The sequence below is a fragment of the Pedobacter quisquiliarum genome, assembly GCF_014642175.1.
GTDB lineage: Bacteria > Bacteroidota > Bacteroidia > Sphingobacteriales > Sphingobacteriaceae > Pedobacter > Pedobacter quisquiliarum.
On record NZ_BMIL01000009.1, the window covers coordinates 64971 to 81355 of the forward strand.

Here is a 16385-nt window from a genome sequence, read left to right on the forward strand (position 1 = left end):
GGGTATAAAGCTTAAAAAGCCAAATTAAAGAAAAGAAATCAAGCTTATCCAGGATTTTGTTATCCACCAAGTTCTAATCTAGGACAAACACTTTCAAGAATAGCTAAGCCATACAACTGATGCGCAATACAAATACCCGCGGCATTTAGCACGCAAAGTTCTTTCTTCTTTCAAACAATGCACTAAAACTAGCATTCAGTTGGTTTTAGACATTAACATAGAATAGCCCATGCCCATTATAGCCGGAATAGAAACGCTCACAGACCTATTAGCAACGGATCAGCTCGAAGCCTTAGAAAAAGCAGCTGAAATCCATAAAATGCAATCTAATATCCAGTTTACCATCAAAGATGTTCGCGATCAGAAGATCTACATGGAGGTCAGTCAATCTGAAACACGATCCAAGAAATATGCGAACGAAGCAACCTTAATCAAGCGTGCACATGAGGTCTTTGACAAATGGTTCCCAGAATACGAGCTTGATATTGAACCAACAACTCATGGCCTTACGCCTACATCGGTGGTCACTCCGGCCTGGTTGGAAAGAAAAATGAAAGAAAAGAACGTCCGTATCAAACAGATTGCTTTCGACACCGGTGTCGATCGGGATAGCATTGCAGACTGGGTTTCCGGGAAGCGGTCCATGAGTCAGATTGTTAAAGCCATGTTCTTTTTCTACCTCTCCAAATAGTAATAATTCGGCATTTACATTGCTTTAAAAAACAAAATTTCTATTTTTTGATTATAGTATGTAAGTAAAACATACATTATGAACAGAACGATAGGATTAATTTTGATTGTACTTGGCGTTGTGATGCTAATCTGGACAGGATTTTCTTACACCAAAAAAGAAAAAGTGATTGACGCAGGACCGATTCAAGTCTCTGCAGACAAAGAAAAGAGTGTAAACTGGCCCCCATACCTCGGCGGTATTTTATTAATCGGCGGAATTGTGGTTGTTGCAACCGCTAAAAAGTCTTAGTAAAAACGCTAGGCATCCTTCAAAGACTCATGGCTTTTGTTGATGATCTCCATAATGATTTCGTCAAGTTTGGCCGCAGAATGATCTAGATACGTCAAAACAGACGTTTTCGTTGCTTCGTCTGTGGCCGGATCTTTTAGCAGTGCCATCAATCCGAGAATGCTCGTAAGTGGACCCCTCACCAGGTGTGCCTGTGTCCAGGCAATTTCCTTTAGTCTGCTGTTGTGCTCTTCGACCGCCTTGGTGTAAGCAACACGTTCGCTGATGTCCTGAAATGCACCAATCATTTTTACAACACCTCCGGTTTCCGGATCAAATATCAGGAACCCGCGGTCTAGTATGTCTTTGTATGAACCATCTGCACATCTAAACCGGTATTCACTGGTCCAGCGCGATAGTTTATGATCAACATTGTACTGCACCACGCCTGTTACTCGTTCCAGATCTTCTGGGTGCACACGTTCATACCACCACTGGTAATCCGATTCTAAACAATCATACCCAAATATGGATTGAATACCCTGATTCCATATCACCTTACCATTTTGGTGATTTAAGTCCCAAATCGTGTCGCTGGTTGCCTTGGAAACAATGTTTAAGCGTTCCAGATGTTCTTTAATCTTCAGCTCCTGTTCTACCCTATCCGTAACAATACGCGCATTGCAGATAATGCCATCAATCGCCTCATCCGCACGCATATCCGTTATGATCGTTTCCATCCAGTGTGTCCGGCCCAGCTGATCTGTAAGCCTATAAGGCGCTAATTTGATGCTTTTCTTTTCCGCGAGTGCTTCCATTTGTTCAATCAGATACGCCCGATGGTCCTCATGAATAGCAGTAAACGCATTTTTCCCGACTACCTGCTCCGGCGTAAGGCCCATCAGGCGCTCAATAGTAGGACTCACGTATTTATAGACCCCATCTCCGTCCATAATCGCAATCAGATCGGAACTTTCCTGAATCAAAGTTTTAAAACGTCGTTCACTGTCAATTAAGGCTCTTTCAAACCTGGTCTTTTCCGTGATGTCTATAGCAACCACAAGCCGCGCTTCTTTTGTTCCGTAATGGATGGAATTTCCCTTAATTTGTAAGAGAATAGTTTCTCCCGATTTCTTCCGGTGATTTACAATCAACGAGTGTGGTTTACCCGGTTCAACCTCCGACCGAAGCTTTTCGACGAACGCTGCTGCATCAGCTTGCGGTCTGATTTCCTGAATGGACATGGAAAGAAATTCAGCCTTTGAATATCCATAATGGGCAACTGCAGCTTCATTCACATCAAGGAATTTCAACGAATGCAAATCATATACCCACATTGGCAAAGGGTTCAATTGAAAAAGCTCGCTAAAAGTGTTCTTCAAAGTTTCAAGCTCTTCTTCCGCCTTCTTGCGGGATGTAACATCCCTCAGGACGCCAATCATGCGTTTCGCGCGGCCATGCTCATCCCGCAGGATATATCCATTTTCCTCCACTTCGGCATAACGCCCATCCATCCTCCTCAATTTATAATCGGAAGTCCAGTTTTGTGCACCAGGATTGCGTAGCGTTTCATCCAAGCTCCGCTCCAGACGTTCAATGTCCTGGGGATATATTAACGCTTTCCATTTATCAATCGAAAACCGACCCTCTGTCGGGCAACCATAAGCATGATAAAAAGCATGTCCCCATTCAATATTATCGGCTTCAATATCCCAATCATATATGGCATCATTGGTTGCTTTATTTACATAATTATACCGCTCATTGCTTAACTGAAGGGCGGACTCCATCTGCTCGCGTCCTTCCAGCTCTTTCAAAAGCCGCACATTGTTCTCTTCCAGCTTCATTTCTGCGACCACGAGTTCGGTCACATCTGTAGAACTTTGAACGATGTAACGTAACGTTCCTGCTTCGTCAAGTAGCGGATAAGTTTCAATGTTCCAATAGCGCAGCTCTGGCATAATAATAGCCTCAGACGGTAAGTCATAGCGATGTTTTAAGACAAGGTAAGGTGTCTTGGAGTTGAGCACATGATCAAAGGCTTGCGTTATATTTACCGTCCTACTCCCATCGTCATCCACATTAGCCGGGAACACAGAAAAAAACGGTTTTGCGATAAGATCCTCGGCATTTTTATAAGTACTGACCAGAAAAGCTTTGTTGACCGCAGCAATGGTAAAATCCGGCGCGTCGGGGTGTAAAATGACGCTTGGGGTGGGCATAGCATTGTAAAGTAGCTCAATCTCTTTCAAGTTGACCATAAGTGATTGCGTAATGGGATGATCAGTAGGGTGGCCTTTTGCCAAAATAAAGATAGGATATTTCTCCGCTTTTCAACAAAAGAAGCTGGAATTACAAGTGCAACACCTCTATCATCCGAATGCCGTTTGTAGTTTGGACAGGTAAGCAGGAGTATTTGATTTGATAAATAACACGTCCCTACATTGATTAAACATTATGTAAACCCTTAATGCCTGAATGAATTTGTCGAGTTGCGAATCGCTGATTTCAACAGCTTCAAAATGGATGTTATGTACAATTAAAAGCTTGTTTTTTCGGTCTGCTTTTGCATCCATCCTCGCAATGAAGCAATCTCCTGCAAGTACCGGCAGGGAAAAATAGCCGTATTGCCGCTTAGCCGCTGGAACAAAACACTCTAACTGATAATCGAAATTGAAAAATTCTTTTAAACGGTATCTAAATACATTCAAAAGATCAAAAGGAGAAAGAATGAAAACATCTCCCGCGTTCACAGGAACGGTATTTTGTTCCTTTAGCATATAATATATTTCCTTCAGACCTTCCACCTGAACCTGAATTACCGCACCCTCTAGAATCATTTTTTCCAGCTCCGATTTAATAGCATTGTCTTTAACCCGGCGGCTACGCCAGCGTAGTTCTTTTGCAGCGCCAATGCCCAAGGCGGATAAGGTTCTATGTATGATATATCTGGCGTATGCTGCTGCCGTTGGAAGCGTCTGGTCTATTTCATCCGGAACCAGGTTTAATGGCAGTTCATACACCTTCTGAAATTTTTCATCTCTGCGGATCATCAACTTCCCTTCCAGGTACAGCCGCTCCAGTGCTACCTTTGCCGGGCGCCAGTCCCACCAACCCGAACTTGCTTCCTGACGGTCATTTTCGAAGTCGCTCACCCTTACCGCTCCGTCCCGCTCCACCTGATCCAGTATTTGTGCCATCAAATGGAGTATCGGCTTTTTCAAGACCGGACGGTTTAGCTCGAAAGCCTGCTTTACAGGTAAAGTATAACGAAAGTCGTACATCGGCATGTACCCTGCATCAGAAGCGAAGTATTCGAAAACAAGTCCTTCATCGCAAAGTTCCGTAAGCCAGCTGGTTTGATAATCCGGCACTCTCGATGCAAATACATGATGATGGGCACGCTCAACCACTAGATTCGTATCCAGCTGCACAAACCCCAAGTGTTTGATAACTTCATATACAGCTGCTTTGCCAAATCCAAACTGGCCCGTCCTGGACAAGCCCGCGGCATCTAAGATAATCTGCCGCGCTTGCCGCTTTGATAATACAAGCTGTTCCGACATAGCGAGCTAAATGGCGACAGACAAAGCTTTTTTCATTTCGCAGATTGCATCGGTGAAATCAGCAAATCTCTTACTCTTACCTATATGAATCGGAATTCCATTCATACGATTGGCTAAGTCTGTCATCGGCATGTGCTCCAACGTTCTAAATTCCTCTTTCCACACTTCTAATTCGTAAACCCGCTGATTCTGAAAGCCTGTCGTAACACGGTCGTTATCTGTACGCATGAATCTTAGCTGCCCCATGCTGCTGGTGAGTGCCTCGAAATCTACAATGATGCCGTCATAAATAAGCTGGTTGACAAAGGTGTTTTTAAAGAGGGTCTCAATTTGGGCATGATCAGCTGTTTTCACATTAGGCAGTATGACGCTGTACTTCGTCAGTCCGTTTGTAAACAACCAGCATTTTTTTCGGTCGACAAGAAATACGGTGGCATTCCACTTCCCAAGCGGACTTGTTTCAACAGCAGCATCCACGGTAATCATCTTCGGAATTAATTTCTCTAGCTTCTTAGTGGCGTAAATCATTGTAGGCATAACGTGGGATTAAATTAGTCAAATGATGTACTTCTCTTTAAATTTCAGAAGAAAGTTAAACAATGCAGTCCTGGTTAACAAACATCTCAGACATATTCGCCTTCAGAGGCCCTTCCTTTTAACGATGAGGCCACACCAACCTGTAACTTATAAAAGGTTTAAACGCAAAAAAGCCTCTAAGTTTGCACTTAGAGGCCTTTTTAGTCGGGGTGGCAGGATTCGAACCTACGACCTCCACATCCCAAATGTGGCGCGATACCGGGCTACGCTACACCCCGAACTGGTGTTGTCCAACTTAAGAATTTGCATTCTCTCGTTGTTTGGGATTGCAAAAGTAGAACTTTTACTTTAATAAAGAAATTTATTTTAAAATATTTTTCTTCTTCTTTCAAACCGTTATCACATATCCTTGCGATTGGTATGGTTCAAAGGTAGAATTATTTTTCAATTCCAGGAAGTCCCCCCAAGTTAAAAGCATCAACTATCCTGTAAGCGGTTCACGATCAACAAGAAAAATTTTCAGCTTTGCACTGCTGTATGCTTATTCACGCTCCTCTTCGGGGGTGAAATCCAGCTTGCAACTTAAAACGCACCGCTAAAACAGGTCTTTCGATCATCATTAGCTAGCCTATTGCTCCCCATCTGCTCCATAGTTGCTAAGTAGTCGGTCAGGTTTTGCTTAGGGGTTGGTTAGAGGTTGCTAGGCTAACGACGCTTTGAGCCCTTATCAATCCCTCACCAACTCGCCACCAATCCGCGATCTCCAGCGCTGTTCTTACGCTCCGAAAGAAAAATTGAAGGCTACTTTAGAGCCATCAGGTGCAATCGCCAGGATTTGAATCCTCGACCGCCCTGCTTCTAACAGTGCTGTTTCAATATCCTTCGGGCTAGAAATTTCTGTACCGTTTATGTAAACAATAATTGTTCCCGGAGGAATGCCAATCTGCCCAAACACCCCGTTCCGGGCAACTTCTGTGACAACTACACCCGCATTGACACCCAATTGCTGTTTCAATGCTGATGGCAGCGGGGTAAATCGAGCACCAAGCTTTTCGTACATCTCACTAACACTCTGACGGCTGGCAAGGTCACGCGATCGGTCCTCACGTTTTAATTTCGCTGAGGTATTCCGTTCCTTCCCATCACGAAGGTAGCTTAGCTTCACTTCGTCGCCAGGGCGGTGCCTCGCAATGCGTTCTGAAAACTCAGAAGAAGAGAATATCTGTTGTCCATCTATCTTCTGAATGATATCCCCTGCTTTAAGTCCTGCTTCTGCGGCAGCACTTCCAGGCTGAATATCGGTGATGAATACACCATTAACAGTCCCTGGTTTTATGCCCTGTTGTTTTAGAAATTGATCTTCTGTTGTAGGCGAAGGGAAACTCACTCCCAGAAGACCTCTCCGTACTTCACCAAACTGCTTGAAGTCATCCAGAATTTTCTTAGCCAGGTTTACAGGGATCGCAAAGGCGTAGCCAGCATAACTCCCGGTCATAGATGCAATGGCAGCATTGATACCGATCAATTCTCCCCTGGTATTGACCAGTGCACCCCCACTGTTACCCGGGTTAATGGCTGCATCAGTTTGTATGAAAGACTCTATGGCACTACTACCCTGCTGGGAGGCTTGCTGCTGACTCGTTTCAATGATGCCGATGTTACGTCCTTTCGCGCTGACGATTCCCGCAGTCGCTGTAGTACTTAAGGTAAGTGGATACCCCACTGCAAGCACCCATTCACCAACAAGCACTTCATCAGAATTGCCAAGCTTCACGACAGGCAGTTTGGTTGCTTTGATTTTCAGTAATGCTAGATCTGTATTCGGATCACGGCCGACCAGCTCACCTACAAATTCCCGGCGGTCCGGCAGAATTACGGTAATCGATTCCGCGTTTTCAATCACGTGGTTGTTGGTCGCAATGTACCCGTTTTCAGCGATGATGACCCCTGAACCAAGTCCACCGCCATTACTGCTACGCGTTTTAATGTGCACCACAGCCGGCGTTACCAACTGCGCCGCGTTTACAAAGTCAACATGGTTACTCAGATCACCGGACACACTGCCCACGCGTACCACGGGTGTATCTGTTGTCGGTGACGGGTTACGATTTAAAAAATAGAATCCAATACCGATGATGACCCAGGTAAGGACAAACAGGAATAGAATGGCTGATCTCTTCATTTCATCATTAACAGTTGAAAGCGAAAAAGGGTTTCCAAAACATACCGCCTAAAGTGCTGTTATAGTAAATGAATTACGTTGAACAAAAACATATCCTATGAAAAACATCTTGAAAACAATTGCTTTTGCAGTAGCAGTTACATGCAGTACGGCAGCATTTGCCCAGGAGAAAAAAGACACACTTAAGATTGATCCGGATAAGAAGATCAAGAAAACTGCAAAAAGTGTCGGAAACAAAACAGCTGAAGTTGCGGTTAAAGGTGCCTCGACGCTTGTAGATAAGACGTATAAAGATAAAGTAGGTCCGGATGGACAGACCATCTACATCGACAATAAATCCAGATACTATTATGTAGACGGAAGAGGTGCAAAAATCTATGTATCAAAATCGCAGCTTAAAGCTAAGCCGGTTGAATAACATTATTAATAAGCCTGCTGTCGTGCAGAATACTGCGCGACAGCTTTACAGGCGAACCATATAGTTTCCTTCAGCCATCACCGATCCATTGATCAACACTTCGATGGCATGTTCACCTTCATAATATTTTCTGGTGCTAATCAGCTTAAAAGACTGGTTTCTACTGATGTTTTCAAGTTGGCCAGCCTGATATATCCGCTCACTGATCTTAAACACTTTCCTGTTCAGTTGTCCATTTGCTTTCCTGTAATATATCGCATACTCTAAACGTATGGTTTTAGCTTTGTCACCTACATTCCCCACTTGGAATTTGAAAGACAATAAGCCACCAATCTTAACTTCAGGTGTAAGCAACTCAAAATTTTCCAAAATAATTTTTTCAGCATTCAAGCCGTAGTGTTCCAGCACATGCGTATGTCCACGTTTCAACAAAGTGCGGCAGCCATGTTTAATAATTGCATCCGTTTCCCTCGAGTTTCCGCTCCAGGCTTTAACTATGGCCAGGACTACATCCGGGTGATCTTTAGAGATGTCGTTGAGGTTATTGGCCACACTCCTGCGCACCGCCTCATCCGTATCCGCTTTTAGCGCTTCTAAAATAGGCAATATAGGGCTGGGATCCTTCTTTAACCTGTCCACCGCTAAGCCCCAGGGCAGTCTTGGCCTGCAACCTTCCGTCGCCAGTCTTCGTACTCGTGCATGTTCATGCTGGGTCCAGACCTGCATTGCGTTTAGCGTCTGTTCAAAATGCGCATTCAAAAACGGTCGGATGGCAAATTCACAACTTACATACTGCGTTACAATCTCCATGCTTTCAATGGAAGCCTGTGGATGCTTGAGCCCATAAGTTTCAATATATGCGGGTAAGAACATCATCTCCAGGCGCTCTTGCAAGAAGCCATGTGCTTTCAGGCGTTCGATGAGTGCCACCAATAAAACCATTGCATCGGAGTATGATGCAGGCATGAACTGGTGCATACACATTGCTGTATGCTTCATGCGTGCCTTAAGCTCCATGGTCTCAAATGCGGGCACGTATATGTATTCCAGAAATAATTGCGTATCAAAGCCAAGCAGTGTTTCCTGCATGCAGCTGGCAATACCGTTGTAGAAAACCGGTGTATATAGATCTTTTAATAATGACATTGCTGCTGACGATTTGTTACAGTAAAACTAAAATATTTATTTAACAAATTTAACATTTAAATCTGTAACCAATCGGTATTTACGGTCGTCTTACAGCCAAAGATTACAATCATGAAAACGATATTTACCGCCGCCCTAATTTGTCTATTTTACTTGCTCCCGCTAACCACCTTCGCTCAGGATTTAATCAATGTTGAAGGATTGGTAAAAGATGATAAACAAAACATGCCAGCTGCTACAGTACTCCTGTATTCGAGCAAGGATTCTGCACTTGTTAGTAGTGCAATGACCAATGAAAATGGACAATTTAATTTTAAAGCTAAGACTGGATCGTACTATATTGTTGCCACTTCAATGGGCTACAATAAAGTCAGTACAGCATCAATAAAACTGAACGGAGAAAAGTCCTATTCCGTACCATCGATACTGCTTAAAGAAACTGAAAATAACCTGAATGAAGTGGTCGTAACTGCCGCTAAACCTGTGCTGGAACGCAAAGCGGATAAGCTTGTATTTAACCTTGATGCAACACCGTCAGCAGCAGGTCTAAATGCACTGGAAGCACTTAAAAAAGCACCAGGTGTTGTTGTAGATCATAACGAGAACATCTCCCTTGCAGGAAAGAGTAATGTGTTGGTTACCATTGATGGAAAACAAACCTATTTAAGTCAGGAAGAGGTTGTAAACCTCCTCAAGTCTATGCAAAGTACAGAGATCGAAAGCATAGAGATTATGAACAATCCTGGTGCGCGCTATGAGGCAAACAGTACCGGAGGTGTGATCAACATTAAAACCAAGAAAAGCAAAGCTGATGGCTTTAACGGAAATGTCGCTATTGGCGCTGGTTATAACAAACGTCTTTCCAGCAGCAACAACCTCAACCTCAACTACCGTAAGAACTTCTTTAACACCTTTGGATCTTACAGCTATAACAACAACAAATGGGAACAGAACCTCCTGATTGATCGCGTAACACCAAATGAAGCCAATAAACTATACTTCAGTCAGCGTAATACGGACACATCCAACAACAATTCACATAACTTCAAAATTGGTACAGACTTCTTCTTATCGCCTAAACACACGGTTGGGTTTCTGGTAAAAGGGAATATCAACAACAGAGAAGAGAACAGCTTCAGCAGGACCAACATCGGCAGCAGTTTAGGTCAGACCGATTCGATTCTGAGAACGCCAAGCCATAACGAAGGTGCCAGAAAGAACTATTCTTATAACCTGAACTATAAAGGGATCCTGGATACAGCGGGACAAGAACTTACGCTGGATGTGGACTACAGCACTTTCGATGGCGATAACGATGCGCTGTATAGAAATAAGTTTTTCCGCGCAGATGGCACCTTCTTTAAGAATGGGCAGATCTATAGAAGTTTTGCACCTTCAGAGATCAACATCAGAGCGATTAAGGCGGATTATGTATTGCCTTTGAACAAGGATTTGAAAATTGAGGCCGGTCTGAAATATGCGGGCGTAGAAAGTGACAACAACTTTATTTTCGAAAATGAGGTTGGAAGTGGCTGGCTTACTGATCCAAACCGCAGCAACAGATTCAAGTATAGCGAAGAAGTAAGCGCCGCTTATACCACCTTTAGTGCAACCTTAGGTAAACTCTCTATACAGGCTGGATTACGCGCAGAAAGAACACACTCTACCGGTACCTCTGTAACCTTAAATGAAGAGATCGACCGCAAGTACACCAACTTATTTCCATCTGTATTTGTAAGCCAAAATTTCAATGAAAACAATGTACTAAACTTCTCGTATTCAAGGAAGATAAACAGACCAAATTATCAGAATTTAAATCCATTCATGGACTACCTTGATCAGTACACTTACAACCAGGGTAATCCGAATTTAAGACCTGAATTCGCAACCAATTTTGAAGCAACATATTTGTTTAAACAGAAGTACAGTATCGCCCTTGCATACACCCATGTTTCGGATGTAATTACGCAGATCCTCCTGCAAAATGCAGCGCTGAATTCAATGTATCAAACAAACTTAAACCTTGCATCAGATGACATCATATCACTAACATTAAACTTCCCGGTAACGGTTACAAAATGGTGGAACTTTAACAACAACATTCTGGCTTATCACAAGCAACTTAAGAGTCCAAACATCAATGGTTTTGAGCTCAAATCAAAGCGATTTACAGGCAACATATACATGCAGCATAACTTCAACATGTCCAGTCAATGGAGTGCAGACATGAGTTTCTTCTACAGTACACCTCAAATCGATAATGCATTAAACCTGAAGACCTTTTTTACATCGGATGCAGGACTTCGTTACAACTTCAAAAACAAAAATGGCAACCTTAAACTTGGTGTAAGTGATGTTTTCCACACGCAAAAGCCGAGAATCAGCAGCAACCTGGAAGGCAATGAATACACCTTAAAACAATGGGGTACATCAAGGAGCGTGCGATTAACCTACACCCAGCGCTTTGGCAAATCAACAGTGAAGTCCTCCAGAGATCGCCAAACTGCCCTTGACGCGGAGCAAAAACGTTTAGGTCAATAAACCTGAAAAAGTGACCAGCATCATATTTTGCAAAAAGGCTGGTCATTTTGTAGCATGTAAGCTTATGTCATCTTTGGACATATTGAAAATTCATGTTACAAACCAAAGCGTTACAACTCGATACCATTTGCTTTCATTGCGGGGAGGCCCTCCCAGCCACCCCGCTCCTGAATGACGATAAAAAGTTCTGCTGTGCTGGCTGTGTTGGTGTTTATAGCATCTTACACGAACATAATCTGACAGACTATTATGCCTATAATGATGTACCAGGGCAAACACACAAGCCAAAGGGCTTAAACTTTGATTACCTGAATGAACCGGAAATTGCAGCCGGTCTGGTCGACTACCAGGATGACAAGATCACCATCATCACGCTATACATTCCCGCCATCCATTGCAGCTCCTGCATCTGGCTCCTGGAAACCCTCCACAAGATTAATCCTGCCATCACAGAATCCCGTGTAGATTTTCTTAAGAAGCAGGTTTACATCACCTTTGATAATCAGGAACTCAGCCTCAAACATCTTGTAGAAACACTGGTTAATATCGGGTACGAACCCTTGATCAGCTTGCAGGATGTTGTAAAATCCCAGCAGACGCAAACTACAGATCGTAGCTTAATCACCAAGATCGCCGTTGCGGGCTTTTGCTTCGGGAATACCATGCTGTTGTATTTCCCTGAATATTTTGGCCTTTCCAGCTTTGAGCAGGATTTCAAGACCTTCTTCGGTTGGCTAAACCTAGCCTTCGCTTTTCCGGTCGTATTTTACAGTGGCAGGGACTACTTCACAGGCGCCTGGCTCAACCTGAAAAACGGTGTACTCAACCTCGACTTCCCGCTCGCACTTGGTATTGCCGTCATGTTTATCCGCTCTATAGTGGAAGTTGCGACCAATTCGGGACCTGGCTGGGTGGACACCCTTTGCGGGCTCATCTTCTTCCTGCTAGTGGGTAAATGGATGCAACAACGCACCTATCATCACCTATCATTTGAACGCGACTATCGCTCCTATTTCCCTGTTGCCGTAACCATTCTGGAGGATGGACTTGAACGTCCTATTCCCCTGGATCAGTTAAGAAAAGGACATCGTATACTGATTCGCAGCAATGAGATCATTCCGGCAGATGCCATACTCCTGAAAGGTGATGCGAAGGTCGATTTTAGTTTCGTTACCGGAGAGTCTAAGCCGGTGCAAAAGGTACTAGGAGAAATAGTTTATGCCGGCGGAAGGCAACTGGGTGCCGCAATTGAGCTTGAAGTTGTAAAAGCGGTATCCCAGAGTCACCTCACTAAGCTCTGGAACAACGAAACTTTCCGGATTGAGAAAGATACGATCATGACCTTTAGTGCCACGGCCAGCAAGTACTTCAGTATTGTGCTTTTGGCCATCGCATTTGGAAGCGGTCTGTACTGGATGTTTCATGGAGATGCCACAAAAGCCATTGCTTCATTTTCTGCAGTGCTCATCATCGCCTGTCCCTGTGCCCTGGCACTCGCCTCCCCTTTTACCCTTGCTGCTGTCCTGAGCATTTTTGATAAAAATAAGTTCTACCTGAAAAACACTGCAGTGATTGAGCAGCTGGCCAGAATAGACACTTTCGTGTTCGACAAAACTGGGACCATCAGCAATCCGGAACGCGCAGGGTTTACATTTCAGGGGAACATCACTGCAGAACAAGCACAACTGGTTAGTGATCTGGCCAGGAACTCCGGCCATCCGCTTAGTCGCGAGCTGGTGAAATGGCTGAACCTGCCACAGCATTACACCGTTAACAACTACCGTGAGATGGTCGGACGGGGCCTCAGTGGCAGGATAATGCAGCATGAGGTGAAGATCGGCAATGCCGCTTTCACCGGGATAACGCTAGAAAAGCCTATTCCGGGAAGTACCGTTCATGTTGTCATAGACCAGCAGTACCTTGGCTACTATCTCTTTACGCAGCAATGGCGGGATGGTTTAAAAGCACTAACCGTTAGCCTGCGAAAAGGTGCTAACTTGCACCTGCTTTCTGGAGATCAGGATCATGATCGAATGGAACTGATGACCATTTTCACAGATGGTAATCAGATGCAGTTTAAACAGAGCCCACAGCAAAAGCTGGATTACATTAAAGCACTTCAGGAACAAGGACAAAAGGTGCTGATGTTTGGCGACGGACTCAATGACGCAGGTGCTTTAAAGCAAAGCGATCTGGGTATTGCGGTAACGGATAACATCAACAACTTCACCCCGGGCTGTGAAGCCATCCTTGATGGTGCAAGCTTCAGTAAAGTTCCAGCCTTTATACAGCAAGCAAAAGACGCGGTAAAGGTGATCCACATGAGCTTCGCAATTTCATTGATATACAACATCGTGGGACTTTCCTTTGCCGTACAAGGGCTGCTTTCACCACTTATGGCCGCCATACTAATGCCGGCAAGCACAGCAACCATCATCTCCTTCACGAGTATCACTGCACGACTATACGCACGTAAAAACAAACTGTTATGAACATCATCTATATGCTTATCGGCGTCAGCATCCTGCTGGCCCTGATCTTTTTAGCTGCCTTTTTCTGGGCCAGCAAATCCGGCCAACATGACGACACCTACACACCAGGGCTACGGATCCTGTTTGATGATGAGGTAAAACCTGGCATTGAAAAAAGTGATGAGGATCATATTTAGCAACAACAAGCGTCATTCCAGCGTCAGCAACGGCAAACTACTTTTACACCATAATTCACAAACACCTTATTAGTATGACTGAGAAATTCTACTATGACAATAAGATCGTCCGCAATTTCGCCATTGCTACCATAGTGTGGGGCATTATTGGCATGACTATCGGCTTGTTTATAGCCTTACAGCTGGTTAACCCGGATGTAAACCTGGGAAGCCAGTACACCACTTTCGGCCGGATCAGGCCATTACACACCAATGCCGTCATATTCGCGTTCGTCGGCAATGCCATTTTCATGGGTGTTTATTACTCATTACAACGTTTATTGAAGGCGCGCATGTTTAGTGACGCGCTCAGCCAGGTTCACTTCTGGGGCTGGCAACTCATCATTGTTGCAACTGTAATAACCCTTCCGTTAGGCTTAACAACCTCACATGAATATGCAGAAATGGAATGGCCAATCGACATTGCCATCACTGTAATCTGGGTGGTTTTTGGCTGGAACATGTTTGGAACAATCATCAAGCGACGTGAGAAACACATGTATGTTGCCATCTGGTTTTACATTGCTACGTTCGTTACTGTTGCTGTATTACACATTGTTAACTCTTTCCAGATGCCGATCTCTGCATTTAAAAGCTACTACTTGTATGCAGGTGTTCAAGATGCATTGGTGCAATGGTGGTATGGGCATAATGCGGTGGCATTCTTTTTAACCACACCATACCTTGGAATGATGTACTATTTCCTTCCAAAGATGGCGAACCGTCCAATCTACTCCTACAAACTAAGTATCCTTCACTTCTGGTCGCTGATATTTATATATATCTGGGCTGGACCACACCATTTACTTTACACCTCCTTACCTGGTTGGGCGCAATCTTTAGGCGTTGCATTCTCGGTGATGTTGATCGCTCCAAGTTGGGGTGGTATGATAAACGGACTACTCACACTTCGTGGTGCCTGGGATAAGGTTCGTGATGATGCAATTTTAAAGTTCATGGTGGTTGGCTTAACCGCCTATGGTATGGCTACGTTCGAAGGCCCAATGCTTGCTTTTAAGCAAATCAATGCCATTGCTCACTATACCGACTGGATTGTTGCACACGTACACGTCGGTGCACTAGGCTGGAACGGCTTCCTTACTTTTGCGATCTTATATTGGTTGATTCCAAGAATTTATAAAACAGAATTATACTCTAAAAAGCTTGCCAACTTCCACTTTTGGATCGGTACGCTCGGGATACTATTTTATGCCATTCCATTGTACTTTGCCGGGTTTACCCAGGGCATGATGTGGAAAGAGTTTACACCAGAAGGTGTGTTGAAGTACCCGAACTTCCTGGAGACGGTAATCCAAATCATCCCAATGTATATGTTAAGGGCTTTTGGCGGATTGCTTTACCTGATTGGTGTAATTGTGATGACTTACAACATCATCAAGACCGCAAAAGCAGGCAAGTTGGTCGCCGACGAAGCAGCTGAATCCTTACCACTGCCAGCCAAGTTTGAGGCTGTTGGAACAGACAGAAGATGGCACAGGGTGATAGAACGTAAACCGATGGTGTTTATGGTGTTATCATTGATCGTTATTTTAATAGGTGGTATGATCGAGATGATGCCAACGTTCACCATCAAATCTAACATTCCAACCATCAGCAGTGTAAAACCATATACCGCCCTGGAACTGCATGGCCGTAACGTTTACATCAGAGAGGGCTGCGTGAACTGTCACTCCCAGATGATTCGCCCCTTCCGCTCCGAGACAGAACGCTATGGCGAGTATAGCAAAGCAGGTGAGTTTGTTTATGATCACCCACATCTTTGGGGATCTAAACGTACCGGACCTGATTTGCAACGTGAAGGTGGAAAGTATTCAAATGCATGGCACTTCAACCACATGGTAGATCCACAAACCATGTCGCCTGGAAGTATTATGCCACCTTACGAATGGTTAAGCACGCAAACGCTGGATACGACAACAACCATCGCCTCAATTAACGCGATGCGCAGCCTTGGTGTTCCTTATGAGGATGGCTATGAGCATCAGGCAAATCAAGACCTTGATGAACAGGCTAAAGCAATTGCTGCGGACCTGCAGAAAAACAACATAAAGGTAAAAAGCGATAAGGAAATCATTGCATTGATAGCCTATCTGCAACGCCTTGGAACAGACATTAAAGCAAATTAATTCTACGATCATGTTTAAGCAATTTCAAACCCTAATAAACGGTAATGAAGGTTACCTGATCAGTTCTCTGAGCATCTTTGTGCTATTCTTTGTCCTGGTAGGCTTATTCATCTTTTTGATGAAGAAAGAAGAAGTGCAATACATGAGTGAACTTCCTTTAAACGATAAAGAATCTTAACA

The 16385-nt window shown here is 44.1% G+C and carries 13 protein-coding genes and 1 tRNA gene; 8 read left to right on the top strand and 6 right to left on the bottom strand.

Annotation, left to right across the window (positions count from 1 at the left end; all coding sequences use genetic code 11):
* Nucleotides 1–229: 229 nt before the first annotated feature.
* Both IEW69_RS13545 and IEW69_RS13550 read left to right on the top strand, forming a co-directional pair.
* Nucleotides 230–691 carry a helix-turn-helix domain-containing protein gene (locus tag IEW69_RS13545; RefSeq protein ID WP_188627408.1) on the top strand — a complete coding sequence of 154 codons (462 nt, stop codon included), beginning with the start codon at nt 230–232 and terminating at the stop codon, nt 689–691.
* Nucleotides 692–769: 78 nt separating this feature from the next.
* Nucleotides 770–982, top strand: coding sequence for a YidH family protein (locus IEW69_RS13550; protein ID WP_188627409.1), 213 nt, complete (start codon nt 770–772; stop codon nt 980–982).
* An 8-nt stretch (nt 983–990) separates the two neighbouring features.
* Here IEW69_RS13550 and IEW69_RS13555 read toward each other — a convergent pair whose 3' ends face one another.
* The 5 genes from IEW69_RS13555 to IEW69_RS13575 form a co-directional block, all read right to left on the bottom strand.
* On the bottom strand, nt 991–3222 hold the full coding sequence (locus tag IEW69_RS13555) for a PAS domain-containing protein (RefSeq protein ID WP_188627410.1): 2232 nt from the start codon (nt 3220–3222) through the stop codon (nt 991–993).
* 111 nt (nt 3223–3333) lie between these two features.
* Nucleotides 3334–4527, bottom strand: coding sequence for a winged helix-turn-helix domain-containing protein (locus IEW69_RS13560; protein WP_188627411.1), 1194 nt, complete (start codon nt 4525–4527; stop codon nt 3334–3336).
* Between the two features lie 6 nt (nt 4528–4533).
* A complete protein-coding gene (locus IEW69_RS13565; RefSeq protein WP_188627412.1) occupies nt 4534–5064 on the bottom strand; it encodes a DUF6933 domain-containing protein in 531 nt (176 codons plus the stop codon).
* A 204-nt stretch (nt 5065–5268) separates the two neighbouring features.
* Nucleotides 5269–5342, bottom strand: a tRNA-Pro gene (locus IEW69_RS13570).
* A 497-nt stretch (nt 5343–5839) separates the two neighbouring features.
* Entirely contained in the window at nt 5840–7246 is a 1407-nt protein-coding gene (locus IEW69_RS13575) for a trypsin-like peptidase domain-containing protein (RefSeq protein WP_188627413.1), read from the bottom strand.
* Nucleotides 7247–7343: 97 nt separating this feature from the next.
* Between IEW69_RS13575 and IEW69_RS13580 the strand changes: the two genes are divergently transcribed.
* Entirely contained in the window at nt 7344–7664 is a 321-nt protein-coding gene (locus IEW69_RS13580; protein WP_188627414.1) for a hypothetical protein, read from the top strand.
* 45 nt (nt 7665–7709) lie between these two features.
* Here the strand turns inward: IEW69_RS13580 and IEW69_RS13585 are convergent, their stop codons facing one another.
* Nucleotides 7710–8810 (bottom strand): DNA alkylation repair protein, encoded by a 1101-nt coding sequence (locus IEW69_RS13585; RefSeq protein WP_188627415.1) that lies wholly within the window; start codon nt 8808–8810, stop codon nt 7710–7712.
* A 111-nt stretch (nt 8811–8921) separates the two neighbouring features.
* Between IEW69_RS13585 and IEW69_RS13590 the strand changes: the two genes are divergently transcribed.
* From IEW69_RS13590 to IEW69_RS13610, 5 genes are all read left to right on the top strand, one after another.
* A complete protein-coding gene (locus IEW69_RS13590; protein ID WP_188627416.1) occupies nt 8922–11351 on the top strand; it encodes a TonB-dependent receptor in 2430 nt (809 codons plus the stop codon).
* Nucleotides 11352–11443: 92 nt separating this feature from the next.
* Nucleotides 11444–13843 carry a heavy metal translocating P-type ATPase gene (locus tag IEW69_RS13595; RefSeq protein ID WP_188627417.1) on the top strand — a complete coding sequence of 800 codons (2400 nt, stop codon included), beginning with the start codon at nt 11444–11446 and terminating at the stop codon, nt 13841–13843.
* Nucleotides 13840–14019 (top strand): cbb3-type cytochrome oxidase assembly protein CcoS, encoded by a 180-nt coding sequence (ccoS, locus tag IEW69_RS13600; RefSeq protein WP_188627418.1) that lies wholly within the window; start codon nt 13840–13842, stop codon nt 14017–14019. Before IEW69_RS13595 ends, ccoS begins: the two co-directional genes overlap by 4 nt.
* A gap of 74 nt (nt 14020–14093) precedes the next feature.
* The gene (gene ccoN / locus IEW69_RS13605) at nt 14094–16205 is read left to right on the top strand and encodes a cytochrome-c oxidase, cbb3-type subunit I (RefSeq protein ID WP_188627419.1); all 2112 of its coding nucleotides are present in this window, start codon (nt 14094–14096) and stop codon (nt 16203–16205) included.
* 10 nt (nt 16206–16215) lie between these two features.
* Entirely contained in the window at nt 16216–16383 is a 168-nt protein-coding gene (locus IEW69_RS13610) for a hypothetical protein (RefSeq protein ID WP_188627420.1), read from the top strand.
* Nucleotides 16384–16385: the final 2 nt, after the last annotated feature.

Excerpts from the sequence above, each read along its gene's own strand:
- IEW69_RS13545 (WP_188627408.1), top strand. The coding sequence starts at position 230 with ATGCCCATTATAGCCGGAATAGAAACGCTCACAGACCTATTAGCAACG.
- IEW69_RS13550 (WP_188627409.1), top strand. The coding sequence starts at position 770 with ATGAACAGAACGATAGGATTAATTTTGATTGTACTTGGCGTTGTGATG.
- IEW69_RS13555 (WP_188627410.1), bottom strand. The coding sequence starts at position 3,222 with ATGGTCAACTTGAAAGAGATTGAGCTACTTTACAATGCTATGCCCACC.
- IEW69_RS13560 (WP_188627411.1), bottom strand. The coding sequence starts at position 4,527 with ATGTCGGAACAGCTTGTATTATCAAAGCGGCAAGCGCGGCAGATTATC.
- IEW69_RS13565 (WP_188627412.1), bottom strand. The coding sequence starts at position 5,064 with ATGCCTACAATGATTTACGCCACTAAGAAGCTAGAGAAATTAATTCCG.
- IEW69_RS13575 (WP_188627413.1), bottom strand. The coding sequence starts at position 7,246 with ATGAAGAGATCAGCCATTCTATTCCTGTTTGTCCTTACCTGGGTCATC.
- IEW69_RS13580 (WP_188627414.1), top strand. The coding sequence starts at position 7,344 with ATGAAAAACATCTTGAAAACAATTGCTTTTGCAGTAGCAGTTACATGC.
- IEW69_RS13585 (WP_188627415.1), bottom strand. The coding sequence starts at position 8,810 with ATGTCATTATTAAAAGATCTATATACACCGGTTTTCTACAACGGTATT.
- IEW69_RS13590 (WP_188627416.1), top strand. The coding sequence starts at position 8,922 with ATGAAAACGATATTTACCGCCGCCCTAATTTGTCTATTTTACTTGCTC.
- IEW69_RS13595 (WP_188627417.1), top strand. The coding sequence starts at position 11,444 with ATGTTACAAACCAAAGCGTTACAACTCGATACCATTTGCTTTCATTGC.
- ccoS (WP_188627418.1), top strand. The coding sequence starts at position 13,840 with ATGAACATCATCTATATGCTTATCGGCGTCAGCATCCTGCTGGCCCTG.
- ccoN (WP_188627419.1), top strand. The coding sequence starts at position 14,094 with ATGACTGAGAAATTCTACTATGACAATAAGATCGTCCGCAATTTCGCC.
- IEW69_RS13610 (WP_188627420.1), top strand. The coding sequence starts at position 16,216 with ATGTTTAAGCAATTTCAAACCCTAATAAACGGTAATGAAGGTTACCTG.